The sequence below is a fragment of the Streptomyces sp. NPDC104367 genome (genome assembly GCF_055583825.1).
The window spans coordinates 111,223-135,469 of the sequence record NZ_JBVJND010000011.1 but is presented as its reverse complement, the minus strand read 5'-3'; the positions used below and the strand labels follow the sequence as shown (position 1 = coordinate 135,469).

General features: G+C 72.7%; 24 protein-coding genes. 17 read left to right on the top strand and 7 right to left on the bottom strand.

The window, feature by feature from the left end; all coding sequences use genetic code 11:
* Positions 1–31 precede the first annotated feature (31 nt).
* Positions 32–880 (top strand): DUF4429 domain-containing protein, encoded by an 849-nt coding sequence (locus ACZ619_RS18650; protein WP_469599915.1) that lies wholly within the window; start codon positions 32–34, stop codon positions 878–880.
* Positions 881–895: 15 nt separating this feature from the next.
* On the opposite strand, the gene ACZ619_RS18645 is transcribed toward ACZ619_RS18650, so the two are convergent.
* Positions 896–1,417, bottom strand: coding sequence for a MerR family transcriptional regulator (locus ACZ619_RS18645; protein WP_469599913.1), 522 nt, complete (start codon positions 1,415–1,417; stop codon positions 896–898).
* A 97-nt stretch (positions 1,418–1,514) separates the two neighbouring features.
* On the opposite strand from ACZ619_RS18645, the gene ACZ619_RS18640 reads away from it, so the two are divergent.
* Together ACZ619_RS18640 and ACZ619_RS18635 are read left to right on the top strand one after the other, a co-directional pair.
* The gene (locus ACZ619_RS18640; RefSeq protein WP_469599911.1) at positions 1,515–1,985 is read left to right on the top strand and encodes a GNAT family N-acetyltransferase; all 471 of its coding nucleotides are present in this window, start codon (positions 1,515–1,517) and stop codon (positions 1,983–1,985) included.
* Positions 1,986–2,004: 19 nt separating this feature from the next.
* Positions 2,005–2,829, top strand: coding sequence for a serine hydrolase domain-containing protein (locus ACZ619_RS18635; protein ID WP_469599909.1), 825 nt, complete (start codon positions 2,005–2,007; stop codon positions 2,827–2,829).
* Between the two features lie 69 nt (positions 2,830–2,898).
* On the opposite strand, the gene ACZ619_RS18630 is transcribed toward ACZ619_RS18635, so the two are convergent.
* Positions 2,899–3,552: a pirin family protein gene (locus ACZ619_RS18630; protein WP_469600091.1), complete on the bottom strand. Its 654-nt coding sequence runs from the start codon at positions 3,550–3,552 to the stop codon at positions 2,899–2,901.
* Positions 3,553–3,625: 73 nt separating this feature from the next.
* Here ACZ619_RS18630 and ACZ619_RS18625 point away from each other — a divergent pair, with 73 nt between their 5' ends.
* From ACZ619_RS18625 to fabF, 5 genes are all read left to right on the top strand, one after another.
* On the top strand, positions 3,626–4,831 hold the full coding sequence (locus tag ACZ619_RS18625; protein ID WP_469599907.1) for a PucR family transcriptional regulator: 1,206 nt from the start codon (positions 3,626–3,628) through the stop codon (positions 4,829–4,831).
* 89 nt (positions 4,832–4,920) lie between these two features.
* The gene (locus ACZ619_RS18620; RefSeq protein WP_469599905.1) at positions 4,921–5,832 is read left to right on the top strand and encodes an ACP S-malonyltransferase; all 912 of its coding nucleotides are present in this window, start codon (positions 4,921–4,923) and stop codon (positions 5,830–5,832) included.
* A 17-nt stretch (positions 5,833–5,849) separates the two neighbouring features.
* Entirely contained in the window at positions 5,850–6,881 is a 1,032-nt protein-coding gene (locus tag ACZ619_RS18615; RefSeq protein WP_469599903.1) for a beta-ketoacyl-ACP synthase 3, read from the top strand.
* 90 nt (positions 6,882–6,971) lie between these two features.
* On the top strand, positions 6,972–7,220 hold the full coding sequence (locus ACZ619_RS18610; protein WP_046425089.1) for an acyl carrier protein: 249 nt from the start codon (positions 6,972–6,974) through the stop codon (positions 7,218–7,220).
* 85 nt (positions 7,221–7,305) lie between these two features.
* Complete coding sequence (gene fabF / locus ACZ619_RS18605) at positions 7,306–8,568, top strand: beta-ketoacyl-ACP synthase II (RefSeq protein ID WP_469599901.1); 1,263 nt, start codon at positions 7,306–7,308, stop codon at positions 8,566–8,568.
* A 79-nt stretch (positions 8,569–8,647) separates the two neighbouring features.
* On the opposite strand, the gene ACZ619_RS18600 is transcribed toward fabF, so the two are convergent.
* Positions 8,648–9,142 carry a DUF3145 domain-containing protein gene (locus ACZ619_RS18600; RefSeq protein WP_123977426.1) on the bottom strand — a complete coding sequence of 165 codons (495 nt, stop codon included), beginning with the start codon at positions 9,140–9,142 and terminating at the stop codon, positions 8,648–8,650.
* A 252-nt stretch (positions 9,143–9,394) separates the two neighbouring features.
* Between ACZ619_RS18600 and ACZ619_RS18595 the strand changes: the two genes are divergently transcribed.
* Both ACZ619_RS18595 and ACZ619_RS18590 read left to right on the top strand, forming a co-directional pair.
* Positions 9,395–10,291, top strand: coding sequence for an SGNH/GDSL hydrolase family protein (locus tag ACZ619_RS18595; RefSeq protein ID WP_469599899.1), 897 nt, complete (start codon positions 9,395–9,397; stop codon positions 10,289–10,291).
* A gap of 33 nt (positions 10,292–10,324) precedes the next feature.
* The gene (locus tag ACZ619_RS18590; protein WP_469599897.1) at positions 10,325–11,299 is read left to right on the top strand and encodes an aldose epimerase family protein; all 975 of its coding nucleotides are present in this window, start codon (positions 10,325–10,327) and stop codon (positions 11,297–11,299) included.
* Positions 11,300–11,389: 90 nt separating this feature from the next.
* Here the strand turns inward: ACZ619_RS18590 and ACZ619_RS18585 are convergent, their stop codons facing one another.
* Positions 11,390–13,816, bottom strand: coding sequence for a glycoside hydrolase family 3 protein (locus tag ACZ619_RS18585; protein WP_469599895.1), 2,427 nt, complete (start codon positions 13,814–13,816; stop codon positions 11,390–11,392).
* A 104-nt stretch (positions 13,817–13,920) separates the two neighbouring features.
* On the opposite strand from ACZ619_RS18585, the gene ACZ619_RS18580 reads away from it, so the two are divergent.
* Together ACZ619_RS18580 and ACZ619_RS18575 are read left to right on the top strand one after the other, a co-directional pair.
* Positions 13,921–14,505, top strand: coding sequence for a TetR/AcrR family transcriptional regulator (locus tag ACZ619_RS18580; RefSeq protein WP_469599893.1), 585 nt, complete (start codon positions 13,921–13,923; stop codon positions 14,503–14,505).
* A 141-nt stretch (positions 14,506–14,646) separates the two neighbouring features.
* Positions 14,647–15,927 carry a pyroglutamyl-peptidase I gene (locus ACZ619_RS18575; RefSeq protein WP_469599891.1) on the top strand — a complete coding sequence of 427 codons (1,281 nt, stop codon included), beginning with the start codon at positions 14,647–14,649 and terminating at the stop codon, positions 15,925–15,927.
* A 49-nt stretch (positions 15,928–15,976) separates the two neighbouring features.
* On the opposite strand, the gene ACZ619_RS18570 is transcribed toward ACZ619_RS18575, so the two are convergent.
* Positions 15,977–16,768 carry an EI24 domain-containing protein gene (locus tag ACZ619_RS18570; protein WP_469599889.1) on the bottom strand — a complete coding sequence of 264 codons (792 nt, stop codon included), beginning with the start codon at positions 16,766–16,768 and terminating at the stop codon, positions 15,977–15,979.
* A 209-nt stretch (positions 16,769–16,977) separates the two neighbouring features.
* Here ACZ619_RS18570 and ACZ619_RS18565 point away from each other — a divergent pair, with 209 nt between their 5' ends.
* Positions 16,978–18,138, top strand: a complete 1,161-nt coding sequence (locus ACZ619_RS18565; RefSeq protein WP_469599887.1) for a serine hydrolase domain-containing protein — start codon at positions 16,978–16,980, stop codon at positions 18,136–18,138.
* A gap of 65 nt (positions 18,139–18,203) precedes the next feature.
* On the opposite strand, the gene ACZ619_RS18560 is transcribed toward ACZ619_RS18565, so the two are convergent.
* Positions 18,204–19,202: an NADP-dependent oxidoreductase gene (locus tag ACZ619_RS18560; protein ID WP_469599885.1), complete on the bottom strand. Its 999-nt coding sequence runs from the start codon at positions 19,200–19,202 to the stop codon at positions 18,204–18,206.
* A 91-nt stretch (positions 19,203–19,293) separates the two neighbouring features.
* Between ACZ619_RS18560 and ACZ619_RS18555 the strand changes: the two genes are divergently transcribed.
* The gene (locus tag ACZ619_RS18555; RefSeq protein ID WP_469599883.1) at positions 19,294–19,743 is read left to right on the top strand and encodes a MarR family winged helix-turn-helix transcriptional regulator; all 450 of its coding nucleotides are present in this window, start codon (positions 19,294–19,296) and stop codon (positions 19,741–19,743) included.
* Positions 19,744–19,849: 106 nt separating this feature from the next.
* On the opposite strand, the gene ACZ619_RS18550 is transcribed toward ACZ619_RS18555, so the two are convergent.
* Positions 19,850–20,779, bottom strand: a complete 930-nt coding sequence (locus ACZ619_RS18550; protein ID WP_469599881.1) for an SCO2400 family protein — start codon at positions 20,777–20,779, stop codon at positions 19,850–19,852.
* Between the two features lie 200 nt (positions 20,780–20,979).
* Here ACZ619_RS18550 and ACZ619_RS18545 point away from each other — a divergent pair, with 200 nt between their 5' ends.
* From ACZ619_RS18545 to ACZ619_RS18535, 3 genes are all read left to right on the top strand, one after another.
* Complete coding sequence (locus ACZ619_RS18545) at positions 20,980–22,137, top strand: mandelate racemase/muconate lactonizing enzyme family protein (RefSeq protein ID WP_469599879.1); 1,158 nt, start codon at positions 20,980–20,982, stop codon at positions 22,135–22,137.
* Positions 22,134–23,147 carry a zinc-dependent alcohol dehydrogenase gene (locus ACZ619_RS18540; protein ID WP_469599877.1) on the top strand — a complete coding sequence of 338 codons (1,014 nt, stop codon included), beginning with the start codon at positions 22,134–22,136 and terminating at the stop codon, positions 23,145–23,147. The genes ACZ619_RS18545 and ACZ619_RS18540 overlap by 4 nt, the downstream gene beginning before the upstream one ends.
* 113 nt (positions 23,148–23,260) lie before the next feature.
* Entirely contained in the window at positions 23,261–24,232 is a 972-nt protein-coding gene (locus ACZ619_RS18535) for a hypothetical protein (RefSeq protein WP_469599875.1), read from the top strand.
* Positions 24,233–24,247: the final 15 nt, after the last annotated feature.

Sequence of the window (24,247 nt, the reverse complement as noted above, 5' to 3'; positions counted from 1 at the left end):
TGACGAGCACGTGCCACATACGATGAGCCGCATGGGTGACGTACTGGCCGGATTTCATGCCGCCTGGGAGTTCGAGTCCGACTCCGTGCTCATCCGTTACGAACAGGGGATTCGAACACCCAAGCTGTTCCAGACGCTGGGTGAACGCCGGGTGCCGCTGGCCGCGCTGGCGGGCGTGACGCTGACGGCCGGGAAACGGGGCACGGTCGTTCTGCGTGCCGAGCCGCGTCCCGGCGCGGACCCGCTCGTGGAGGCGGCGGCCGGACAGCTGAAGGAGGGCAGCGACCCCTACCGTCTGGTCCTGCCGGCCGAGCACGAGACGCTCGCGGAGTACTACGCCGACGAACTGCGCCCCCTGCTCACCGGGTCCGGCCCGGTGGAGCGGTTCCTGGTGGCCGCCCCCGAGGCACCCCGGCAGTTCAAGGCCTACGACGGGAAGGCGAGCTTCGACGGCGGCGCCGTGCACTTCCGGTGGTCCTGGACGGGCGCGTCCACGGCCAAGTGGAGGGCCGGCGACCAGAGCTTCGCGGTCGCCGACCTCGGGGGCGTGCAGTGGCGCTCGCCGGAGGTCTTCGAGGGGCATCTGCGGCTGCTGCGGCGGGACCCCGCGGGGGCGCAGCCGGCGCAGCCCGACCAGGACCCGGCGACGGTGGTGTTCGGGCTGGGGTACGGACCCGTGCACGAGTCGCTGCCGTTCGCGGCGGCGGTGCTGGAGGCGGTGCGGGCGAAGGGGGCGGCGGCGCTGCCGGCGCCCGCCGGGCGCCGCGACCCGGCCGACATCGCCGAGCGGATCCGCCATCTGGGGGAGCTGCACCAGGCGGGGCTGGTCACCGACGAGGAGTTCTCCGCGAAGAAGGCGGAGTTGCTGGCGGAGTTGTGACGGGCCGTACTCCGGCTACCCGCCGGTGGGGGCCGGCCGCGCGGTTCCCCGCGCCCCCGACGGGCCGCTGCGGTCACCGCCCGTCTCATAGAAACTGATCTTGCGGTCCAGGACCGACAAGGTGTCGTGCAGCTCCGCGATCCTCGACACGACGTCCCGGCGGGTCTGCTCCAGCAGTTCCCGGCGCTCGCCGTAGGTCGTCTCGCCCTCCCGCACCAGTTCCGCGTACCTCACCATGTCCGCCACCGGCATGCCGGTCAGCCGGAGCTTGGTCACGAAGTCCAGCCAGTCCAGGTCGCGGTTGGTGTAGCGGCGCTGGCCGGTGTGGGAGCGGTCGATGTGGGACATCAGCCCGATCCGCTCGTACCAGCGCAGGGTGTGGGCGGTCAGGCCGGTGAAGGCGACGACCTCGCTGATCGTGTAGCGGTCCTGGCCCTCGGGACGCGGGTGCCGCCGGGGTGGGGCGGAGCAGATGTCGGCGGGGGCGGGGGTCTGCCGCTCGGTGGGAGCCGCGGTCGTGGTCTGCATCACCGTCATGCACCAACGCTATGACCTTCGAGTGCACTCCAAGCAAGCGGAACCCGGTAAGAAATACCGCGACGCGGGTGACGGCCGCTGGCTAGCGTGCACGGACATGAGCCTCGTACGCCGTGCCACCCCCGAGGACGCACCGGAAGTGCTGCGTCTGCGCCAGGTCATGATCGACGCGCTCCCCGGCGGGGACGTCTCCACCCGGTGGCACGCCGAGGCGCTGCCGGGGCTCGTGGAGCGGCTGGGCGGGGCGGACGGCGACTTCGCCGCGTTCGTCGTGGACCATCCGGACCGGCCGGGGGCGCTGGCGGCGCTGGTCGCCGGGACGGTCGACTACCGGATCGGCAGGGCGGGCAGCCCGCACGGGCGGGCCGGGTACGTCTTCAGCGTGGCCACCGACCCGGCCGCGCGCCGTCGCGGGTACGCCCGCGCGTGCATGGAGGAGCTGCTGGCCTGGTTCCGGGAGCGGGGCGCGGGCCAGGTCATGCTGACCGCGTCCGCCGAGGCCGAGCCCCTCTATACGGCGCTCGGCTTCGTCCACAAGCCGGACCCCACGATGATCCTGCCGCTCTGAGCCGCTTAGGGTCGTGGGCATGTCCTTGCAGAGCCTCGCGCTGATCGAGAACTGGCCCGTGCCCACCGCCGCGGCGGGTGCCGTGCGGGCCGACGGAACCGTCCTGGGCGGCCACGGACCGGTCGGTCACCGCTTCCCGCTGGCCTCCGTCACCAAGCCGCTCGCCGCGTACGCGGTGCTCGTCGCGTACGAGGAGGGCGCGGTCGAGCTGGACGAGCCGGCCGGGCCCGCGGGGGCGACGGTACGGCATCTGCTCGCGCACACCTCGGGGCTGGCCTTCGACGAGCACCGGGTGACCGCGCCGCCCGGGGAGCGGCGGCTGTACTCCAACGCCGGGTTCGAGGTGCTCGGGGACCATGTCGCCAGGGCGACGGAGATCCCCTTCGCCGAGTACCTGCGCCAGGCGGTGCTGGAGCCCCTCGGCATGACGTCCACGTCGCTCGACGGCTCCCCGGCGAAGGACGGCGTGTCCTCGGTCTCCGACCTGCTCCGCTTCGCGGCGGAGCTCCAGGCGCCGAGGCTGCTGGACCCGCGGACGGTGGCGGAGGCGACGCTGACCGTCCACTACCCCGGCACGAAGGGCGTGCTGCCGGGCTACGGCCACCAGAACCCCAACGACTGGGGGCTCGGCTTCGAGATCCGGGACTCCAAGTCGCCGCACTGGACGGGCGCTTCGTCCTCGCCCCGGACGTTCGGCCACTTCGGCCAGTCCGGCACGTTCCTCTGGGTGGACCCCGACGCGGGCGTGGCCTGCGCGGCGCTGACGGACCGCCCCTTCGGCCCCTGGGCGACCGGGGCATGGCCGGCGTTCACGGACGCGGTACTGAAGGAGTCACGGAACTAGTGCCGCGCCGGGGGCGCGGGGAACCGCGCGGCCCGCCCCCACCGGCCCGCGGCCGGCCGCGAGGCGCGGCTACCCGGTCATCTCCCACATCAGCAGCTCGGCCGCCGTCAGCGCGTGCGCCGACACGTCCTCGGCCGCCGTGATCCGCACCGCGTCCCCGGGCCCCAACGGCTCTCCGCCCAGCCGTACTTCGCCGCGCACCACGTGCGCGTAGACGTACGCCCCGTCCGGTACCGCCGTCCGCTCCCCCGCCGCCAGCCGGCGGACGTGCAGCATCGCGCCCGCCTCCGGGACGGCGTACGGCGTCGAGTCGGCGATGCCGCGCACGATCTCGTACGCCGGCTCGCCGCCGGGGCGTACCGGCGCCAGCCACATCTGGACGAAGACCAGGGGCAGTTCGCCGTCGTTGCGCTCCACGTGCCGGACGCCCCCCGCCGAGCTGAGGCGCTGCACGTCCCCGCGGCGGACCACCGTCTCGTTGCCCTCGGAGTCGCGGTGGGTCAGCTCCCCCTCGGCCACCCACGTCACGATCTCGGTGTGGCTGTGCGGATGCTCGTCGAAGCCGGCACCCGGTGCCAGCCGCTCCTCGTTGCAGGCGATGACCGCGCCGAAGCGCAGGTTGCCGGGGTCGTAGTGCGGGCCGAAGGAGAAGGCGTGCCGGGACTCGATCCCGGCCGCCGGGTCTCCCCCGGGGTAGCGCTCCGCCGCGCGCCTGACGTCCATCACCGCCCCACCGTAGACCGCAGTCGGCACCCGGCGGCGCAGACCGCCGTCCCGATAAGGCAGTCTTGTCCACGTGCCCGAACCCGTAACGCGCAAGTCCGACCCCTCGGCTCATGAGGTCCACCCGCACTCCGCGACCCTGCGGCGACTGGAGAGGTCGTCCGGCAGTCTCGCCGCCCAGGCCATCGCGCGCATGGACGAGACCCTGTCGTGGTACCGGGCCATGCCCCCGGAGAACCGCTCCTGGATCGGACTGGTGGCCCAGGCGGGCATCGCGGCCTTCACCGAGTGGTTCCGGCACCCCGACGCCCCGCAGGCGATCTCGACGGACGTGTTCGGGACCGCGCCGCGGGAGCTGACGCGGGCGATCACGCTGCGGCAGACCGTGGAGATGGTGCGGACCACCATCGAGGTCATGGAGAGCGCCATCGACGAGGTGGCCGCCCCCGGGGACGAGAGCGTGCTGCGCGAGGCACTGCTGGTGTACGCCCGGGAGATCGCCTTCGCCACCGCCCAGGTGTACGCCCAGGCCGCCGAGGCACGGGGGGCCTGGGACGCCCGGCTGGAGTCGCTGGTCGTCAACGCCGTGCTGAGCGGCGAGGCCGACGAGGGCGCGGTGAGCCGGGCCGCGGCCCTCGGCTGGAACTCGCCGGACAACGTGTGCGTGGTGCTCGGGACCGCGCCGGACGGGGACAGCGAGCTGACCGTCGAGGCCATCCGGCGGGCCGCCCGGCACGCCAAGCTCCAGGTGCTGACGGGCGTGCTCGGGAACCGGCTCGTCGTCATCGCGGGCGGCAACGACAACCCGCTGGCCGTCGCCAAATCGCTGATCGGGCCCTATGCCGCCGGACCGGTCGTCGCCGGGCCCGTCGTACCCGATCTGCTGGCCGCCACGCGGTCCGCGCAGGCCGCCGCCGCGGGCCTCAAGGCGTGTTCCGCCTGGCAGGACGCGCCGCGCCCGGTACTGGCGGACGATCTGCTGCCGGAACGCGCCATCGCGGGCGATCCGAGCGCGCGCGAGCAGCTGGTGGAGGAGATCTACAGACCACTGGAAGAAGCGGGTTCGGCGCTCCTGGAAACACTGAGCGTCTATCTGGAGCAGGCGAGCAGTCTGGAGGGCGCCGCCCGGATGCTCTTCGTCCACCCGAACACCGTGCGCTACCGGCTTCGACGTGTGACTGACGTCACCGGATGGTCACCGTCCGATGTACGATCCGCCTTCACGCTGCGGATCGCGCTGATCCTGGGGCGTCTGGTCGATGGAGATCCCCAGGCATAGCGTTTTGTCGGGGGTCCACAAAACCCCTTCGTGTTCTTCGTCCCTGTCCCCACGGGCGGCCGTGGCCGTCCCCAAGAGAGAGTGTGAGAGTGCTCGTACTCGTCGCTCCCGGCCAGGGCGCCCAGACGCCTGGCTTCCTGACCCCCTGGCTCGACCTTCCCGGTGTCGAGGACCGTCTGCGTGCCTGGTCGGACGCCATCGGTCTCGATCTGGTGCACTACGGCACGAACGCGGACGCGGACGAGATCCGGGACACCGCGGTCGCGCAGCCGCTGCTCGTCGCCGCCGGGCTCGTCTCCGGCGCGGCACTGGGTGACTTCGTGCCCGGCGCGGTCGCCGGGCACAGCGTCGGCGAGTTCACCGCGGCCGCCTTCGCGGGCGTCCTGGAGGACACCGACGCGCTCCGCCTCGTACGGCGGCGGGGTCTGGCGATGGCCGAGGCCGCCGCGATCACCGAGACCGGCATGTCGGCGCTGCTCGGCGGCGACCCGGAGGTCTCCGTCGCGCACCTGGAGAAGCTGGGCCTGACCCCGGCGAACATCAACGGCGCGGGGCAGATCGTCGCGGCCGGCACCCTGGAGCAGCTCGCCGTGCTCGCCGAGGACAAGCCGGAGGGCGTCCGCAAGGTCATCGCCCTCAAGGTCGCCGGCGCCTTCCACACGCACCACATGGGCCCGGCCGTCGACAAGCTGGCCGAGGCGGCCAAGGAGCTCTCGCCCGCCGACCCGAAGGTCGTCTACGTCTCCAACAAGGACGGGCGGACCGTCGCCGCCGGCGGCGAGATCGTCGAGCGGCTGGTCGGCCAGGTGGCCAACCCGGTCCGCTGGGACCTGTGCATGGAGACCTTCCAGGAGCTCGGCGTCACCGCCCTCCTGGAGGTGTGCCCGGGCGGCACCCTGACCGGTCTGGCCAAGCGCGCCCTGCCGGGCGTGCGGACGCTGGCCCTGAAGACCCCCGACGACCTCGACGCGGCCCGCGAGCTCATCGCCGAGCACAGCTGATTTAGGAGCGCACTGCGATGTCGAAGATCAAGCCCAGCAAGGGTGCCCCGTACGCGCGCATCCTCGGTGTCGGCGGCTACCGCCCGACCCGTGTGGTGCCGAACGAGGTGATCCTCGAGAAGATCGACTCGTCCGACGAGTGGATCCGGTCGCGCTCCGGCATCGAGACCCGGCACTGGGCGGGCCCCGACGAGACGGTCGCGGCGATGTCGGTCGAGGCCGCGGGCAAGGCGATCGCGGACGCGGGCATCTCCGCCGAGCAGGTCGGCGCCGTGGTCGTCTCCACCGTCTCGCACTTCAGCCAGACCCCGGCCGTCGCCACCGAGATCGCCGACAAGCTCGGCACGGACAAGGCCGCCGCCTTCGACATCTCGGCCGGCTGCGCGGGCTTCGGCTACGGCCTCACGCTCGCCAAGGGCATGGTCGTGGAGGGCTCCGCCGAGTACGTGCTGGTGATCGGCGTGGAGCGGCTCAGCGACCTCACCGACCTGGAGGACCGGGCCACCGCCTTCCTGTTCGGGGACGGCGCGGGCGCGGTCGTGGTCGGCCCCTCGCAGGAGCCGGCGATCGGCCCGACCGTGTGGGGTTCCGAGGGCGACAAGTCCGAGACCATCAAGCAGACCGTGCCCTGGGACCGGTTCCACGTCGGTGACGTGACGAACCTGCCCCTGGACAGCGCGGGGAACATCAAGTTCCCGGCGATCACGCAGGAGGGCCAGGCGGTGTTCCGCTGGGCCGTGTTCGAGATGGCGAAGGTCGCCAAGGAGGCGCTGGAAGCCGCCGGACTCACTGCGGACGACCTGGACGTCTTCATCCCGCACCAGGCCAATGTGCGCATCATCGACTCGATGGTGAAGACTCTCAAGCTGCCGGAGCACGTCACGGTCGCCCGTGACATCCGCACCACCGGCAACACCTCGGCCGCCTCGATCCCGCTCGCTATGGAGCGGCTCCTGGCGACCGGCGAGGCGAAGAGCGGTGACACCGCGCTCGTCATCGGGTTCGGGGCGGGTCTCGTCTACGCCGCCACTGTCGTTACCCTCCCCTAGGCACTCCGTGCCGGATCATGCATCCGGTGCGGGAACGCCGACTGCAACACCGCAGCAACCGTCTGGAACATCTAAGAAGGAGCGCCTGACATGGCCGCCACTCAGGAAGAGATCGTCGAAGGTCTCGCCGAGATCGTGAACGAGATCGCCGGCATCCCGGTTGAGGACGTCCAGCTGGACAAGTCCTTCACCGACGACCTGGACGTCGACTCGCTGTCCATGGTCGAGGTCGTCGTCGCCGCTGAAGAGCGCTTCGACGTCAAGATCCCGGACGAGGACGTCAAGAACCTCAAGACCGTCGGCGACGCGACCGACTACATCCTCAAGCACCAGGCCTGAGGCCCTAGGCAGCCTCCGGCTGCACTGCCCCGCCACCCGGCGGTGGCGCCGTCGAATCCCGTATCCGTTGGAGAAAGAATTCCCGATGAGCCCGACCAATCGCACCGTGGTCGTCACCGGTATCGGCGCAACCACACCGCTGGGTGGCGACGTAGCTTCGTTCTGGGAGGCCCTGGTCGCCGGTAAGTCCGGCGTCCGCCTCCTGGAGGAGGACTGGGCGGCCGAGCTGCCCGTCCGTATCGCGGCGCGGGTCGCCGTCGAGCCCGGCGAGATCATCCCGCGTCCGCAGGCCCGCAAGCTGGACCGGTCCGCGCAGTTCGCGCTGATCGCGGCGCGCGAGGCCTGGAAGGACGCCGGATTCACCGCCAGGGCCGGTGAGGACGCGTCCGCCGACCCCGACCGGGTCGGTTCCGTCATCGCCTCCGGCATCGGCGGTGTGACGACCCTGCTCGACCAGTACGACGTGCTCAAGGAGAAGGGCGTACGCCGTGTCTCCCCGCACACCGTGCCGATGCTGATGCCCAACTCGCCGGCCGCGAACGTCGGTATCGAGCTGGGTGCGCGGGCCGGTGTGCACACCCCCGTGTCGGCCTGCGCCTCCGGCGCCGAGGCCATCGGGTACGCCATCGAGATGATCCGCACCGGCCGTGCGGACGTCGTCGTGGCCGGCGGCACGGAGGCGGCGATCCACCCGCTGCCGATCGCCGCGTTCGGCAACATGATGGCGATGTCCAAGAACAACGACGACCCCGAGGGCGCGTCGCGTCCCTACGACTCGGGCCGTGACGGCTTCGTCCTCGGTGAGGGCGCGGGCGTGATCGTCCTGGAGTCCGAGGAGCACGCGAAGGCGCGCGGGGCCCGGATCTACGTCGAGGCGGTCGGCCAGGGCATCTCGGCCGACGCGCACCACATCACGCAGCCGGAGCCGTCGGGCAACGGCATCGCGCACGCGCTGCAGAACCTGCTGGACAACTCGGACCTGAAGCCGGCGGAGATCGTGCACGTCAACGCGCACGCCACGTCGACGCCGCAGGGCGATGTCGCCGAGATCAAGGCGCTGCGCAAGGTGTTCGGCGACGACGTCGACCACATGGCCGTCTCGGCGACCAAGTCGATGACGGGTCACCTGCTGGGCGGGGCCGGCGGCATCGAGACCGTCGCGTCGATCCTGGCGCTGGTGAACCGGACGGCTCCGCCGACCATCAACCTGGACGACCTCGACCCCGAGGTCAACGCGGACGTGGTGCGCGGTGAGGCCCGGCAGCTGCCCGAGGGCCGGATCGCCGCGCTGAACGACTCGTTCGGCTTCGGCGGACACAACGTGGTGCTGGCGTTCCGGACCATCTGAGGAACGCTCCGGCAGACGTGAGACGCAAGGGCCCCCGCCGGTCGGCGGGGGCCCTTGCGCATGTCCGGGGGCGGGCCGGTCACACCACCTGGTGGAGCCAGCGGACCGGGGCGCCCTCGCCCGCGTAGCGGAAAGGCTCCAGTTCGTCGTCCCAGGGCTTTCCGAGGAGCTTGGCGATCTCGGCCTCCAGGTCGGTCTCGCCGCGCTGTGAGCGGGTCATGGCGGCCCGCAGACGGTCCTCCGGGATGAGGATGTCGCCGTGGATCCCGGTGACCGCGTGGAAGATGCCGAGGTCCGGGGTGCAGCTGTAGCGCTCGCCCTCGGCCTTGGCGCACGGTTCGGCCGTGACCTCGAAGCGCAGCAGGTGCCAGCCGCGCAGCGCGGAGGCGAGTTTGGAGGCCGTGCCGACCTCGCCCTGCCAGGAGAACTCGGAGCGCCAGGTGCCGGGCGCCGCCGGCTGGCGGATCCAGTCGAGGTTGACGCGCGTGCCGAGCACCCCGGCGACGGCCCACTCGACGTGCGGGCACAGCGCGCGCGGCGCGGAGTGCACGTACAGAACTCCACGTGTCGTCACCGGAACCTCCGGGCAGAGCGGGACATCTTGCGGACTGGCTGGCGGCAGTGGCACGACGGCCGCGCTGATGGCGAGGCTACCGTGAGGTGGCGCAAGGAGTGTGACGTACCGTCGGTCCCGGTGCCAGGAAACCCCGCCATTCACCCAGGGGGACGCTTGTACGGGCCGGTCCGTTGCACGGCGCGGGGTGGGAACTCCCGTGCGTTGTCATGAGGGGGGACGATTCGGACCGACGGAGAGGACCAGCGGGGTATGAGCGAGCAGCGGCGCCGGCGTTCGCGTGCCCTGGCCGGTGTCGTCGCCGCCGCGGCCGCGCTGGCGCTGGCCGGGTGCGACGTGGTGGGGGGTTCGGCCGCGCCCGGCGGTGACAGCTCCCGCGCCTCGCGGGCCGTGCAGGTGTGGGACCGCAGTCCGGCCTCGATCGCGGCCGTGGGCGACTCCATCACGCGCGGCTTCGACGCCTGCACGGTGCTCTCGGACTGCCCGGAGGTGTCCTGGGCGACCGGCACCAGCGAGGCGGTGGACAGTCTGGCGGTACGGCTGCTGGGGCGGGCGAAGGCGGCCGACAACAGCTGGAACTACGCGCAGACCGGCGCCCGGATGGCCGATCTGTCCGGGCAGATGGCCGACGCGGCCGTGCGCAGGCCGCAGTTGGTGACGGTGATGGTGGGCGCGAACGACGCCTGTCGGACGTCGGTGCGGGCGATGACCTCGGTGGCCGGGTTCCGCACCCAGTTCGAGGAGGCGATGAGCACCCTGCGCGAGGCGCTGCCGAAGACGCAGGTGTACGTGGCGAGCGTGCCGAACCTGAAGCGGCTGTGGTCCGAGGGGCGGACCAACCCGCTGGGCAAGCAGGTGTGGAAGCTGGGCATCTGCCCGTCCATGCTGGCCGACGCGGACGACCTGACGGGCGCGGCGACCCTGCGCCGGGACAGGGTGCAGCGGCGGGTGGAGGACTACAACAGGGTGCTGGAGCAGGTCTGCGCCAAGGACCGGCGGTGCCGGTTCGACGGCGGCGCGGTGTACGACTACCGCTTCGGCGCCGATCAGCTCAGCCGCTGGGACTGGTTCCACCCGAGCACCGACGGCCAGTCCAGGCTGGCGGCGATCGCCTACCGGGCCATCACCGCGAAGGACCCGGTCACCTAGGGATTCCACGGGGCGTGACCTAGGGTTTCCCACATGAGCGAACTTTTCGGCACACTTTCCGACGGCACCGAGGTGCACCGCTGGACGCTGGAGCGCGCGGGCACCCGGGTGCGGATCCTGTCGTACGGCGGGATCGTGCAGTCCGCCGAGGTCCCGGACCGGGACGGGCGGACGGCGGACGTGGTGCTGGGGTTCGCCGCTCTGGACGGCTACCTGGAGCATCCGGGCCCGTTCCTGGGCGCTCTGGTCGGCCGGTACGCCAACCGGATCGCGGGGGCCCGCTTCCCGCTGGACGGTGTCACCTACGCCCTGGAGCCCAACAACGCGCCCAACTCCCTGCACGGCGGCTCCCGGGGCTTCGACAAGCGCGTGTGGGACGTGGAGGGCGTCGAGCACGGGGTGCGGCTGACGCGGGTGAGCCCGCACGGCGAGGAGGGCTTCCCGGGGCGGCTGGAGGCCGCCGTGACGTACGCGCTGGACGCGTCCGGGGCGCTGCGGATCTCCTACGAGGCGGTCACCGACGCGCCGACCGTGGTGAACCTCACCAACCACAGCTACTTCAACCTGGCGGGCTCCGGGAACGCGGGCGGCCACGAACTGCGGCTCGCCGCCTCGCGGTACACCCCGGTGGACGGCGACCTGATCCCGACCGGTGAGCCGGCGGACGTCTCCGGCTCCCGCTTCGACTTCCGTACGGCCCGCAAGGTCGGCTCCGGTTACGACCACAACTTCGTCCTCGACAAGGGCGTCACCCCGGCCGCGGTGGAGATCGCCGAGCTGTACGAGCCGTCCTCGGGCCGCACCCTCACGGTGGCCACCACCGAGCCCGGCATCCAGCTCTACACCGCCGACCACCTCGACGGCCCCTTCTCCCCCGGGGACGGCATCGCCCTGGAGACCCAGCACTTCCCGGACTCCCCCAACCGCCCGGAGTTCCCGAGCACCCGTCTGGAGCCGGGCGAGGTGTATCGCTCCGAGACGGTCTACGGCTTCGGCGTGCGCGACTGACGCGGGCGCCGGGCCGGTCCCGGCACGGACGAGCCCCGGTCCGAGGGTCAGGTCTCGGACCGGGGCTGCTCAGGGGGGACTTGTCCCGGATCAGACCTTAGTCGTGGCCGTGAGGCGGCGGTCCGTGATCGAGCGGCCCACAGCGATCTCGTACGAACCCTTCACAAACACCCACGAGCCGTCCCAGATCTCGAAGGCGCGGCGCGGGATCTCGATGGTGACCTCGACGCTCTCGCCGGGGGCCGCCGTGGCGCCCGCGAAGCCGGCCAGCCGGCGGGCCGGGCGGTCGGTGCCGGCCGTGGGGTCCACCGGGGCCAGGTAGAGCTGGACGACCTCGCGGCCGGGCCGGTCGCCGGTGTTGCGCACCCGCACCCGCACGGTGTCGCCCTCGACCTCCAGGTACTCGTACTTCCAGGTGGTGTAGCCGAGGCCGTGGCCGAAGGGGTAGGCGGGGGTGCGGCCGGCCCGGTCCCAGGCGGCGTAGCCGATGAGGAGGTCCTCGGTGTAGGGCAGGGTGCCGTCCTCGGGGACGACCTGGGTGACCGGGGCGTCGGCGAGGTCGCCCCAGGTGGTGGGGAGGCGGCCGCCCGGCTCCTCGGCGCCGGTGAGGACGTCGGCGAGGGCGGCGCCGCCCTCCTGGCCGGGGAACCAGGACAGCAGCACGGCGGCGACCTCGTCGCGCCAGGGCAGTTCGACCGGGGAGCCGGAGTTCACCACGACGACCGTGTTCGGGTTGGCGGCGGCGACGGCGCGGACCAGGTCGTCCTGGCGGCCGGGCAGCCGCAGACCGGTGCGGTCGAAGCCCTCGGACTCGACGCGGTCGGTGGTGGCGACCACGACGACCGCCGTGTCGGCGGCGCGGGCGGCCTCGACGGCCTCGGCGATCAGCTCGTCCGGGTCGCGCTGCGGGTCCTGGTGGGCGAGGGCGAAGATCACGTTCTCCAGGAAGGTGTCCTTCGGGGCCTCCACCACATGGGTGAAGGTGATCTCCACGGGCTCGCCGGCCGTGAGCGCGGGGGCGGCGACGGGCACGGGGGCGCCGAAGAAGGCGGCGAACGGGTCGTCGCCCTCGGGCCGCTGGGTGTCGTCGAAGTACGTCGTGCCGCCGATGGCGAGTGTGAACGCGCCCACGCCCCGGATGCCGAAGGTGTGCGTGCCGGTCTCGCGCGGGGTGAAGGTGCCGGTCAGCTCGACGGTGTGCAGGGTGTCGTGGCTGACGCCGTCGGGCAGGTCGGAGCCCAGCCACTGGACCTGGCCGCCGGGCGCGGAGCCGGTGCCGATGACCGTGCCGGAGGCGTCGCGGCAGACGGCCCGCAGGTCGAAGCCCCGGTCGCCGACGACGAGTTCGGTGTTCGGGTCGGCGCCCAGGCAGTAGCCGAGGGCGCCTTCGGGCAGGGCCGCGGTGAGGCCGTCCAGCGGGGAGACGACCCGGGCCGGGAAGACGGTGGCGGAGCCGCCGCCGAGGATCCGGGCGTCGCGGGCGGCGGCGCCGGAGAGGGCGACCGTGCCGGGCCGCAGGGGAAGGGCGCCGTCGTTCTTCACCAGCACGAAGGAGCGGTGGGCGATCTCGCGGGCGAGCGCGGTGCCGTCGACGGCCGCGGGCGGTTCGGTGACGGCGGGTTCGGCGCCGTCGAGGATGCCGACGCGGGCGGCGAGCCGCAGTACGTTCCGTACGGCCGCGTCCACCGTGGACTCCTCGGCCTTGCCGTCGCGGACGGCCTGGGCGAGCGCGGGGCCGTAGACGGTGCGCGGGCCGGGCATCGCGACGTCCAGTCCGCCGTCGAGGGCGCCGACGGTGTCCCGGGCGGCCATCCAGTCGGAGACGTTGAAGCCGTCGAAGCCCCACTCCCCGCGCAGCACCTCGTTGACCAGGTAGTGGTGCTCGGTCATCGTGGTGCCGTTGACCTGGTTGTAGGCGGTCATGATGCCCCACGGGTGGGCGTTCCGGACGATCGCCTCGAAGGGCGCCAGGTACAGCTCGCGCAGGGCGCGTTCGGAGACCAGGTTGTCGACGGTGAAGCGGTCGGTCTCGGCGTCGTTGGCGACGAAGTGCTTGACCGTGGTGCCGACGCCGCCGGACTGGACGCCGGACACGTAGCCGGAGCCGATCGCCCCCGTCAGGTACGGGTCCTCGCTGTAGGCCTCGAAGTGGCGGCCGCCGAGCGGGGAGCGGTGCAGGTTGACGGTGGGGGCGAGCAGCACGTGGACGCCCTTGCGGCGGGCCTCCTGGGCGAGCAGCACACCGGCGCGGTGGGCGAGCGCGGGGTCCCAGGCGGCGGCGAGGGCGGTCGGCGACGGCAGCGCGACGGAGGGGTCCTCGGCGGTCCAGTGGACGCCGCGCACCCCGATCGGGCCGTCCGACATCACGAGGGACCCCAGGCCGATCTCCGGCAGGGCGGGCAGGCTCCACATGTCCTGTCCGGCCAGCAGCCGGGTCTTGGCGTCGAGGTCGAGCCGCGCGAGCGCCGCCTCCACCGCCGCCTCGCGTGCGTCCCTGGTCCGATCCGTCTCCGTCACCGCGATACCTCCTCGTCGAAGCCTCCTGGGCACTCCCCATCCTGCACCGATTACCTGTAGACCGGTAGGTTTCGTTATATCGCCGTTATAATTGGCGTCCGGTGATGTCGTACGGTGACGTCATGGGCGAGCGGGTCAGAAGTGCGGAGCGGCGGACCGAGATCGTGCGGGCCGCACTGGAGGTGATCGCCGAGCGCGGCTACCGGGGCGCGAGTCTGGCCGCGGTCGCGGAGCGCGTCGGGCTCACCCAGCAGGGGCTGCTGCACCACTTCCCGACGAAGGACGCGCTGCTGGTCGCGGTGCTCCAGGACCGGGACCGCTGGGACGCGATGCCGGCGGGCGAGCGGTGGCGGATCGACCTGCTCACCTCGCTCGTCGAGTACAACGCGATGCGGCCGGGCGTCATCCAGACCTTCTCCGCGCTGCTCGGCGAGAGCGTGACGGAGGGTCACCCGGCGCGGGACTACTTCACCGAGCGGTACCGCGAGGTGCGGCGGTCCATGGCGACGGCCCTGCGCACCGAGTACGGCGACCGCCTCCCCAACGGCCTCACGCCCGAGCGCACCGCCCCGCTGCTGATCGCCGTGATGGACGGCCTCCAGTACCAGTGGCTGCTGGACCCCGAATCGGTGGACATGCCGGGGGCGTTCCGCGACTTCCTGCGCCTGCTCGGCGAACCGGTCGACTGAGCGGCCCGGCCGCCCGGCCGCCGCCACCGACGCCCGCCGCCCGCCGCCCGCCGCAAGGGCCCATGGCGCCCACCGGCCGCGCACGCGATACTGCGCCCCGGACGGCACCACGCACCCCACGGCGACGGAAGGCCAACTCCCTTGCATTCCCTGCGTGTTCGGATCGGCGTCCTCGGGATCGCCCTCATGGCCGGGGCGCTCGCGCCCACCGCGGCGCACGCCGAGGCCGCCCCCTCCCCCACCGTCGAGGAGCAGCGGCTCGACAGGGCGGTCCCGCGGGAGATCCTGCGGCGGTCCGGATTCGACACCGTGGCAACGGAGTTCGCGCGGGCGCTCGGCGGCGCGCACTCCTACGCACAGGCCCGGCGGATCGTCCTGCGGCAGGGGTCCGCGCTGTGGCGGCGGGCCGTGGACCGGGCACAGGGGCGCGGGCCGGCCGCATCAGGAAGGCACGAAGCGCTTCCTCGTGGGGGCGGTGGGCGACGGGCGGGCCTGAGCCGGGACGACGATCGGCCGCTGTACTGGGCGCGGCTCGGCATGACCCGCGAAGTACGCACCTGGGTGCCGGAGTTCGGGCTGAGCGACACCCAGCGGGCCGGTCTGCTCGATGTGCTGGAGCGGACCTCGCGGGGGCAGACGGACCTGCACCGGTCCGGCGGGCGCCTGCGGCGCATCCTCGTCACCGGGTTCGACCCGTTCACGCTCGACCGCGACATCCGGATCTCCAATCCCTCGGGGGCGAGCGCACTGGCGCTGGACGGGACGGTGGTGCGGACGGCCGCGGGGCCGGCGCGGGTGGAGACGGCCGTCTTCCCCGTCCGCTGGGACGACTTCGCGGCCGGGACCGTGGAGCGGACGCTGCGGCCGTACCTGCGGAGGGCGGACCTGTTCGTGACGGTGAGCCAGGGCCGGGCCGGGCGGTTCGACGTGGAGCGGACCAACGGGGCCTGGCGGGGCGGCTACCCGGACAACGAGAACCTGAGCCGTACGGAGACCGTCCCGGTCGCCGACCCGGCCTCGCAGCCGCAGTGGACGGTCACCACACTCCCGTACGCGGCGATCGTCGCGGCGCGGACGGGGCGTTTCCCGGTGTACGACCACACCGAGGTGACCGAGATCCCGGCGGGCGGCACCGGTCCCGTCGTCCGGGCGGACGGGCCGAGTGCGGGGTCGACGGCCCGGGCCGGGGGCGGCGGGAACTACCTCTCCAACGAGATCGCCTACCGGGCCACCCTGCTGCGCGACCGGCTCGGGCTGCACGACACGCTCCCGGGCGGCCATGTGCACACACCGGTGCTGGAGTTCGGCGCCGGCAACACCACCGAGGTGACCGACCCGGAGTTCGAGCGCAACCGGGTGGACATCATCGAGCAGGTGCGGGCGATCCTGACGGTCGCGGCGGACGCGGGCCTCGGGAGGTGACCGGCCGCGTCAGGGGGTGACCGGCCGCGTCAGGGGGTGACCGGCCGCGTCAGGGGGTGACCGGTTCGCCGTCCCGCTCGTCGCGCTCCGTCGCCGTCTCCTCGTCCAGCAGGTCGCGGGCGAGGAGGGTGGCGCCGGCGACCGCGCCCGGCATCAGGAACACCGCGACGAAGGGGACCAGGAAGGCCAGTCCCAGGGGGGTGCCGAAGCCCCACACCAGGGTCTTGCGGGCGCGCAGCAGGGCGAGCCGGGCGCGCAGGTCGACGCCCCGGCGCTGGAGGGCCACGGCGGTCAGTTCCTCGGTGAGGAAGAAGCCGGTCACGAAGAAGCCGACGACCGGTACGACGGTCTGCCCGACGAACGGCAGGAAGCCGAGGGCGAAGAGCAGGACGCCCCAGAGCAGGGCGCGGACCAGGATGCGCGCGCTGTCGCGGGCCGAGATCCACAGCTCGCGCCAGAACGGCAGCCCGGACTCGGGCGCGGTGCCGTCGGGCGAGACGTCCTCGTCGACCTTCTCGGAGAGGTTCTCGTAGAAGGGCTGGCCGATGAGCAGGGTCACGGCGGTGAAGGTGAGGACGGCGAGGAGGAGGCCGAGGGCGAACAGCACCACGGTGAGCAGGCCGCGGAACAGGCCGAGCCAGGGGCTGGACCAGTCGTCGGCGAACGGGGTGGCCCAGCCGACGAAGTCCTCGCCCCATATGCCCAGCGAGACCAGCGCCGCCAGGTAGAGGAACAGGGCTATCAGGCCCGGCAGCAGGCCGAAACCGAACTGCCTGCCGTGCCTGCCGACCCACCGCTGGCCCTTGAGGAGATATCCGAAACCCGCCCCGAGATCACGCATGGCGAAAACTTTACCGGCGGCCTCGGCCGTCCGGGGCGACCCCGGCGCCGGGACCCGCCCGGCGCCGTCGAGCGGTCGTCGAGCCGTTGTTGAGTCGAACGGGTACGTCCCGCCGTACCGATCCCAGGAACCTGCAGGCAGTTCGCCCAGGTGGGTAGGGCGTTGTTCACGATGGGAGCCGCTCACGGCGGCTCGGTTGAGGAGAGCGGATGACGCAGCAGATCACCGTCCGGGGCACGGTCGCGGAGGGCTTCGAAGCGGTGCGCGAGGAGTTCGCCGCCTTCGTCGCCGGCGAACCGGCCGACTACGAGGGGCAGTTGTGCGCGTACGTGCACGGCCGGCGGGTCGTCGACCTGTGGGCCGGCGAGGGGGCCGACGGCGACTCCCTCTACGGCGTCTTCTCGTCCACCAAGGGCGCCGCGCATCTCGTCGTGGCGATGCTGGTCCAGGACGGCACACTGGAACTGGACCGCAAAGTCACCTACTACTGGCCGGAGTTCGGCGCGGAGGGCAAGGGCGCGCTGACCCTGCGGGACCTGATCGCGCACCGGGCGGGCCTGATCGGCACCGACACCGGGTTCAGCCCGCAGGAGCTGGCCGACGACCGGGCGATGGCCGAACGCCTCGCCGACCAGCGGCCGTTCTGGCGCCCCGGCACGGCCTTCGGCTACCACGCGCTCGTCATCGGCGCCCTCACCGGCGAGGTGGTCCGGCGCGCGACCGGCCGCACGCTCCAGGACGTGTACGAGGAGCGGGTCCGGGCGCCGTACGGCCTCGGCTTCTTCCTGGGCCTGCCGGCCGCGCACGAGCCCCGCTTCCGGAGCACGCTGCCCCTGCTGCCGACCCCCGGGCAGCGGGCGCTCCTCGACTCCGCCCCGTCCGGCCCGCAGACCCTCGCGGGGATCGCCTTCAACGAGCACACGGCCGAGCCGACGGACCTGGCGGCCCTGCCCAACGACCCGCGGGTCCGCGCCAGGGGTCCGGCCTCGTTCGGCGGGGTGGCGTCGGCGCGCGGGCTGGCCGGGATGTACGCGGCGCTGCTCAGCGAGATCGACGGCGAGGCGCCGCTGCTGAAGGAGGACACGGTGGCGGAGTTCGGCCAGATCCACTCGGTCGGGTACGACCTGGTGGCCCGCGCCCACAAGTCGTACGGCCTCGGTTTCCAGGCCACCGCGGACACCTGGCACCCGGTCCTGGGCGCGGGCACGATCGGCCACAGCGGCGCGGCGGGCTCCCAGGGCTTCGCCGACCCGAGGAGCGGGGTTGCCTACGGCTACACCAGGCGCCGCTTCGCGTTCCCGGGCGGGGCGGCGCCGGAGAACGACCGGCTGGTGCGGGCGGTGCACGGGGCGGCCCTCGGCACCCGCTAGGCGGACCGGCCCGCGGCCCGAAGGCCGCACCCCGCGTCGGGAGGTGCGGCCTTCGCCCGCCGGTCCTACAGCTTGACGATCATCTTGCCGGTGTTGTCGCCGCGCAGCACCCCGAGGAACGCCTCCAGGTTGTTCTCGATGCCCTCGGCGACCGTCTCGCGGTACTTGAGCCGCCCGGAGGCGACCCACGGGCCGACCTCGGCGACGAACTGCGGCTGGAGGTCGTAGTGGTCGCCGACCAGGAAGCCCTCGATCCGGCCGCGGGTCTGGATGAGCCGGGCGAGGTTCTTCGGGCCGGGGACCGGCTCGGTGCTGTTGTAGACGGAGATCATGCCGCAGACGGCGATCCGGCCGTCCCGGTTCAGCTGCCCGATCGCGGCCTCCAGGTGCTCCCCGCCGACGTTGTCGAAGTACACGTCGACACCGTCGGGCGCGGCCGCCCGGAGCTGCTCGCCGACCGGGCCGTTCCGGTAGTTGAACGCGGCGTCGAAGCCGTACTCCTCGACCAGCAGCTTGACCTTCTCGTCGGAGCCGGCCGAGCCGATCACCCGCGAGGCGCCCTTGAGCTTCGCGATCTGGCCGACCTGACTGCCGACCGCGCCGGCCGCGCCGGACACGAAGACGGAGTCGCCCTCCTTGAAGGAGGCGGTGCGCAGCAGGCCCGCGTAGGCGGTGAGGCCGGTCATGCCGAGGACGCCGAGGTACGTCGACAGGGGCGCGGCGCCGGCGTCGACCTTGACCGCGTTCTTCGCGTCCACGACGGCGTACTCGCGCCAGCCGAAGAAGTGCAGGACGTGGTCGCCGGCCGCGATGCCCTCGGCGTGGGACTCGACGACCTCGCCGACCGCGCCGCCCTGCATGACCTTGCCCAGCTCGAAGGGGGCGACGTAGGACTTCGCGGCACTCATCCGGCCCCGCATGTACGGGTCGACGGAGAGGTACTTGTTCCGTACCAGCACCTGTCCCTCACCCGGCGTCGGAACCTCCGCCTCCACCAGCGCGAAGTCCTCGGGCTTCGGCCAGCCGACGGGACGGCTGAGCAGGTGCCACTCGCGGTTGATCATGACAGTGCGCCTTTCCGAATTACTTCAGTATCTGAAACAACCATGCGCCTGAATATTTCAGGATGTCAAGTAACGGGGTATCCTGGAGTCCATGTCCACCTCACAGTCCAGCACCGCGAAGACCCGCCGACCGGACGCCCTGACCCTGGAGGTCGTCGAGCTGATCGGGGACGTCGTGGCCCGCTTCTACGCGGACTACGAGGAGGCGGCGGGCGAGCACACGCTCACCGGGGCGCAGGCGCGGCTGCTCAGCCTGCTCTCGCTGGAGCCGCTGCCGATGCGGAAACTGGCGCAGAAGCTGAAGTGCGAGCCGTCGAACGTGACCGGGATCGTGGACCGGCTGGAGGCGCGCGGGCTCGTGGAGCGGCGGCCGGACCCGGGCGACCGCCGGGTGAAGCTGGCCGCGGCGACGGACGAGGGCCGCCGGGTCGCACGCGACCTGCGCGACGGGCTGCGCTTCGCGCGGGAGCCGCTGGCGGGGCTGTCGGAGAAGGAGCGGCAGTCCCTGCGGGACCTGCTGCGGAGGATGCTGACGGCGTGAACGCGCGGGGCGGACCGGCCGGGACGACGGTCGCCCGCCGGCGCGCACCACAGGCGTCGCGTTTGCTGGATTTGCATGGGCGGAGCCACGGGAGACGCGACGCCCCTTACGTGCACCACCACAGGAACCTGCTGCACGTCCGGGTCGGGGACGGCTCCGGGGCGGGGTCCCCGGCCGTCGGGGTGGCGGTCGGGGTGGAGCCGGCCGTGCCCGTCGCCGTCGCCGCGGGGGCCCCGGTGGCCGCGCCCGCGCCCGTGGTGGCCGACTGCGCCGAGGTGTCCTTCGGGGACGCCGACGGGGAGCCGGACGCCTTGTCCTCGGACGAGGAGGGGGACGGGGACGCGGAGGGGTCCGCCGAGGCGGGGCCCGCGGTGCCGGACGGGCGGGCCAGGGGCTCGGCCGACGCACCCGGGGACGAGGCCGACGCACCGCCGTCGGCCGTGGTGCCGTCCGCCGCGGTCCTGCCGGGGCTGGTGAACGGGATCGCGTCGGTGCCGAGCTCGGTGAGGCTCAGACCGCCGGCCGCCAGCACGCAGGCCGCGCCCACCAGCAGGACCCTGCGGCGGCGCCGGCGATGGGCCGCGGCCTTGCGGTCGCGACGGCTCCCGTCGGCCTCGGAAGGGCCCGTGGGGGCGTCCCCGGCAGGGCTCTCGGCGGGCCGGCCACGGCCCCGCCCGCGCCCCGCCCGGCGCCGTTCGGCCCGGCCGCCGGACCGCGCCGCTTCGCCCGCCCCGCCGGACTCCCCGGACTCCCCGGGTGCGTCGGACTCCCCGGGCGCACCGGACTCCCCGGCCTCCCCGCCGCCGTGGCCGTACGCCCCGGCGCCGAGGCCGTCGTGACCGCCCTCGCCGTCGTGACCGCCCTCGCCGTCGTGCTCTCCGGCCCCGTCGGCGGCGAACCGTTCCGTCGCGTAGGGACGTTCACCGGCGGCGTCCGCCTCGCGCGCGGACGCGCGGAGCGTTTCGGCCGGTGCGCCGCACCCCGGGCAGGCGAGGGCGCCGTTGAGGTGCCGTCGGCACGGGTGGCAGAAGTCCATGACGCCGGAAGACTAGGTTCCCCGCGGGGCACTTACCAGGCGCATCTGTGAAGGTTCTGTGGTGGACCGAAAAAGCTATCGAAAGCCTTGCCGAAACCGTTACCTGTTCGACCCATTGACACCCGCGCCGCCCCGTCCTTACTGTCACGCCAGCATTTCGAACGTGTGACGAAATCTCGAACAGCTGAGGGGCAACCGCCGTGCGCATCACCGGAATCAGCACACACGTGGTCGGGACGCCGTGGCGCAACCTGACCTACGTCCAGGTGCACACCGACGAGGGCATCACGGGAGTCGGCGAGACCCGGATGCTCGGTCACACCGACGCGCTGATCGGCTACCTGCGGGAGGCCGAGGCCAATCACATTCTGGGCTCCGACCCGTTCGCCGTGGAAGACCTCGTGCGCCGCATGAAGTACGGCGACTACGGGCGGGCCGGCGAGATCGTCATGTCCGGCATCGCCGTGATCGAGATGGCGTGCTGGGACATCAAGGGCAAGGCGCTGGGCGTGCCGGTGTGGCAGCTGCTCGGCGGCAAGGTGACCGACAAGGTCAAGGCGTACGCCAACGGCTGGTACACCACCGAGCGCACTCCCGAGGCCTACCACAAGGCGGCCCAGGGGGTCGTCGAGCGCGGGTACAAGGCGCTGAAGATCGACCCGTTCGGTACCGGCCACTTCGAGCTGGACCACGAGCAGACGCTGTACTCGGTGTCGCTGATCGAGGCCGTGCGGGACGCCATCGGGCCCGACGCCGAGCTGATGCTGGAGATGCACGGCCGCTTCTCCCCCGCCACCGCCGTGCGGCTGGCCAGGGAGCTGGCCCCCTTCAAGCCCGCCTGGCTGGAGGAGCCGTGCCCGCCGGAGAACCTGAAGGCGCTGGAGAAGGTCGCCGCGAAGGTGGACGTCCCGGTCGCCACGGGTGAGCGCATCCACGACCGCATCGAGTTCCGCGAGCTCTTCGAGAGCCAGGCCGTGGACATCATCCAGCCGGACGTGGGCCACATCGGCGGCATCTGGGAGACCCGCAAGCTCGCCGCGACCGCCGAGACGCACTACGTCCTGGTCGCCCCGCACAACGTCGGCGGGTCCGTGCTCACCGCGGCCTCCCTCCAGGTCGGGTTCACCTCCCCGAACTTCAAGATCCTCGAACACTTCAACGACTTCGCCGACGCGGAGATCAAGAAGATCGTCAAGGGGGCGCCGGAGGTGGTCGACGGGTACTTCCACCTGTCCGACGCGCCCGGCCTCGGGGTCGAGTTCGACGCCGACGCGGCCGCCGAGTTCCCGCAGCAGCAGGCCCGTTTCGACCTCTGGGCCGACGGCTGGGAGCAGCGCAAGCCGAAGGGGACCCAGTGAGCTCCGCCGGTTCCCAGGTCGTCGTCGAGGAGCCGGGCACCCACCGGGTCGAGGAGCACACGCCCCGCGAGCCCGGTCCCGGCGAGGCGCTGGTCGCCGTGCACGCGGTCGGGATTTGCGGAAGCGACCGCGAGGTGTACCAGGGGAACCGGCCCGAGGGGTACGTCCGCTACCCGCTGACGCCCGGCCACGAGTGGTCCGGCACGGTGCGCTCGGTGGGCGCAGGGGTCCCGGAGAGCCTGGTCGGCCGCAAGGTGGTGGGCGAGGGGTTCCGGAACTGCCAGGTGTGCGACCGCTGCCACGCCGGCGAGACCACCCTGTGCACCCACGGCTACGAGGAGACCGGCTTCACCCAGCCGGGCGCCATGGCCACCACCCTCACCCTCCCGGCCCGGCTGCTGCACGCCCTCCCGGACGACGCCGACCTCACGGCGGCCGCCCTCCTGGAGCCCGCCGCCTGCATCGCGGCGGCGGCGCTGAAGGGCGACGCCCGGCCGGGCGAGCGGGTCGCGGTGGTCGGCACCGGGACGCTGGGCATGTTCGCGGTGCAGTTCCTGCGCGCGATCTCCCCCGGCGAGCTGCTCGTCGTCGGCACCCGGGGCGACCGGGAGGCCCTCTCCCGGCGGTTCGGGGCGACCGACTTCCGTACCAGGGAGCAGGAACTCCCCGACGACTTCGACGTCGTCATCGAGACCGCCGGGTCCGCGTCCGCCGCGCGCACCGCCGCCTCCCTGCTCAGGCGCGGCGGACGCCTGGTCCTGACCGGCATCCCGGCCGCCGGGGCCGACGGCCTGGACCCGACCGACCTCGTCGTCCGGCAGCTGGAGGTGCACACCGTCTTCGGGGCACCGCCGGACGCCTGGGCGCACACGGTGCGGGTCTTCGGGGCCGGTCTCCTCGACCCGCTGCCGCTGGTCACGCACGAGCTGCCGCTGACCGAGTTCCCGCAGGCCATCGAGCTGGTGGGGGCCGGTGATCCGAAGGTGGGCAAGGTGCTGCTCCGCCCCTAGTCGTACGCCGGCCGCGGCGTGACCTGACCTCGCCGTGGCCGGCGTACCACCACGACTTCTCGTTACCCCGAGCCGCGAACCTTGTCCGAAATACCGAACATGAAGGACAGCTTGTGACGACCGACGCTTCCGTTACGGCGGCCCGCCGACCCGGTGAGCAGGCGCTCACCGCCCTCGGTCTGGGCGCGCCCGCCCTCGACCCCGCCGACGCCTCCGCCCACACCTTCCCGGGCGGCGGCAAGTGGCGCACCGAGATCCCCTCCTGCGAGGGTCCCGAGGCGCTCGCCGTCGTACTCAAGGAGTCCTCGCGGCTCGACGTGCCGATCCACCGGATCAGCCAGGGCAGCGGCGTGTGGATGCTCACCGACGCCGAGATCACCGAGATGGTCGAGGCCACGGGCGAACGGGACATCGAGCTCTGCCTGTTCACCGGCCCGCGCGGCACCTGGGACATCGGCGGCTCCGTGCGCTCCGACTCGCGGGGGGCCGGACTGCGCGCACGCGGACACGACGCCGTCGCCGGCTGTGTCGAGGACGCCGTCCGGGCCACCGAGCTGGGCGTCAAGTGCCTGCTGGTCGCCGACGAGGGCGTGCTGTGGACGCTGCACCGGGCGCGCGAGGCCGGCATCCTCCCGGCGGACACCACGCTGAAGGTGTCCGCGCTGATCGGCCCGGTCAACCCGGCCTCCTACGCGGTGTACGAGCGGCTCGGCGCCGACTCGCTCAACGTGCCCAGCGACCTGACGCTCGATCACCTCACCGAGATCCGGCGGGTGTCCGGCGCCCCCCTCGACATGTACATCGAGGCCCCCGACGACCTCGGCGGCTACATCCGGATGTACGAGGTCGCCGAGCTGATCCGGCGCGGCGCACCCGTCTACCTGAAGTTCGGTCTGTCCAAGGCCCCCGGTATCTACCCGTGGGGCAACCACCTGCGGGACGTGACCCTGAACACCGCCCGGGAGCGGGTCCGGCGCGGCCGGCTCGCCCTGGACCTGCTCGCCCGGCACGGCGCGGACGGCGACATGGCGCCGCTCGGCTCCCGGCTGCCCGGTCCGCTCAACCGCTTCCCCGCCGACGCCTGAACCGCCGGCGAACAG

Coding starts and splice junctions, on each gene's coding strand:
- ACZ619_RS18650 (WP_469599915.1), top strand. CDS start 32: ATGGGTGACGTACTGGCCGGATTTCATGCCGCCTGGGAGTTCGAGTCC.
- ACZ619_RS18645 (WP_469599913.1), bottom strand. CDS start 1,417: ATGACGGTGATGCAGACCACGACCGCGGCTCCCACCGAGCGGCAGACC.
- ACZ619_RS18640 (WP_469599911.1), top strand. CDS start 1,515: ATGAGCCTCGTACGCCGTGCCACCCCCGAGGACGCACCGGAAGTGCTG.
- ACZ619_RS18635 (WP_469599909.1), top strand. CDS start 2,005: ATGTCCTTGCAGAGCCTCGCGCTGATCGAGAACTGGCCCGTGCCCACC.
- ACZ619_RS18630 (WP_469600091.1), bottom strand. CDS start 3,552: ATGGACGTCAGGCGCGCGGCGGAGCGCTACCCCGGGGGAGACCCGGCG.
- ACZ619_RS18615 (WP_469599903.1), top strand. CDS start 5,850: ATGTCGAAGATCAAGCCCAGCAAGGGTGCCCCGTACGCGCGCATCCTC.
- ACZ619_RS18610 (WP_046425089.1), top strand. CDS start 6,972: ATGGCCGCCACTCAGGAAGAGATCGTCGAAGGTCTCGCCGAGATCGTG.
- fabF (WP_469599901.1), top strand. CDS start 7,306: ATGAGCCCGACCAATCGCACCGTGGTCGTCACCGGTATCGGCGCAACC.
- ACZ619_RS18595 (WP_469599899.1), top strand. CDS start 9,395: ATGAGCGAGCAGCGGCGCCGGCGTTCGCGTGCCCTGGCCGGTGTCGTC.
- ACZ619_RS18590 (WP_469599897.1), top strand. CDS start 10,325: ATGAGCGAACTTTTCGGCACACTTTCCGACGGCACCGAGGTGCACCGC.
- ACZ619_RS18580 (WP_469599893.1), top strand. CDS start 13,921: ATGTCGTACGGTGACGTCATGGGCGAGCGGGTCAGAAGTGCGGAGCGG.
- ACZ619_RS18570 (WP_469599889.1), bottom strand. CDS start 16,768: ATGCGTGATCTCGGGGCGGGTTTCGGATATCTCCTCAAGGGCCAGCGG.
- ACZ619_RS18565 (WP_469599887.1), top strand. CDS start 16,978: ATGACGCAGCAGATCACCGTCCGGGGCACGGTCGCGGAGGGCTTCGAA.
- ACZ619_RS18560 (WP_469599885.1), bottom strand. CDS start 19,202: ATGATCAACCGCGAGTGGCACCTGCTCAGCCGTCCCGTCGGCTGGCCG.
- ACZ619_RS18555 (WP_469599883.1), top strand. CDS start 19,294: ATGTCCACCTCACAGTCCAGCACCGCGAAGACCCGCCGACCGGACGCC.
- ACZ619_RS18550 (WP_469599881.1), bottom strand. CDS start 20,779: ATGGACTTCTGCCACCCGTGCCGACGGCACCTCAACGGCGCCCTCGCC.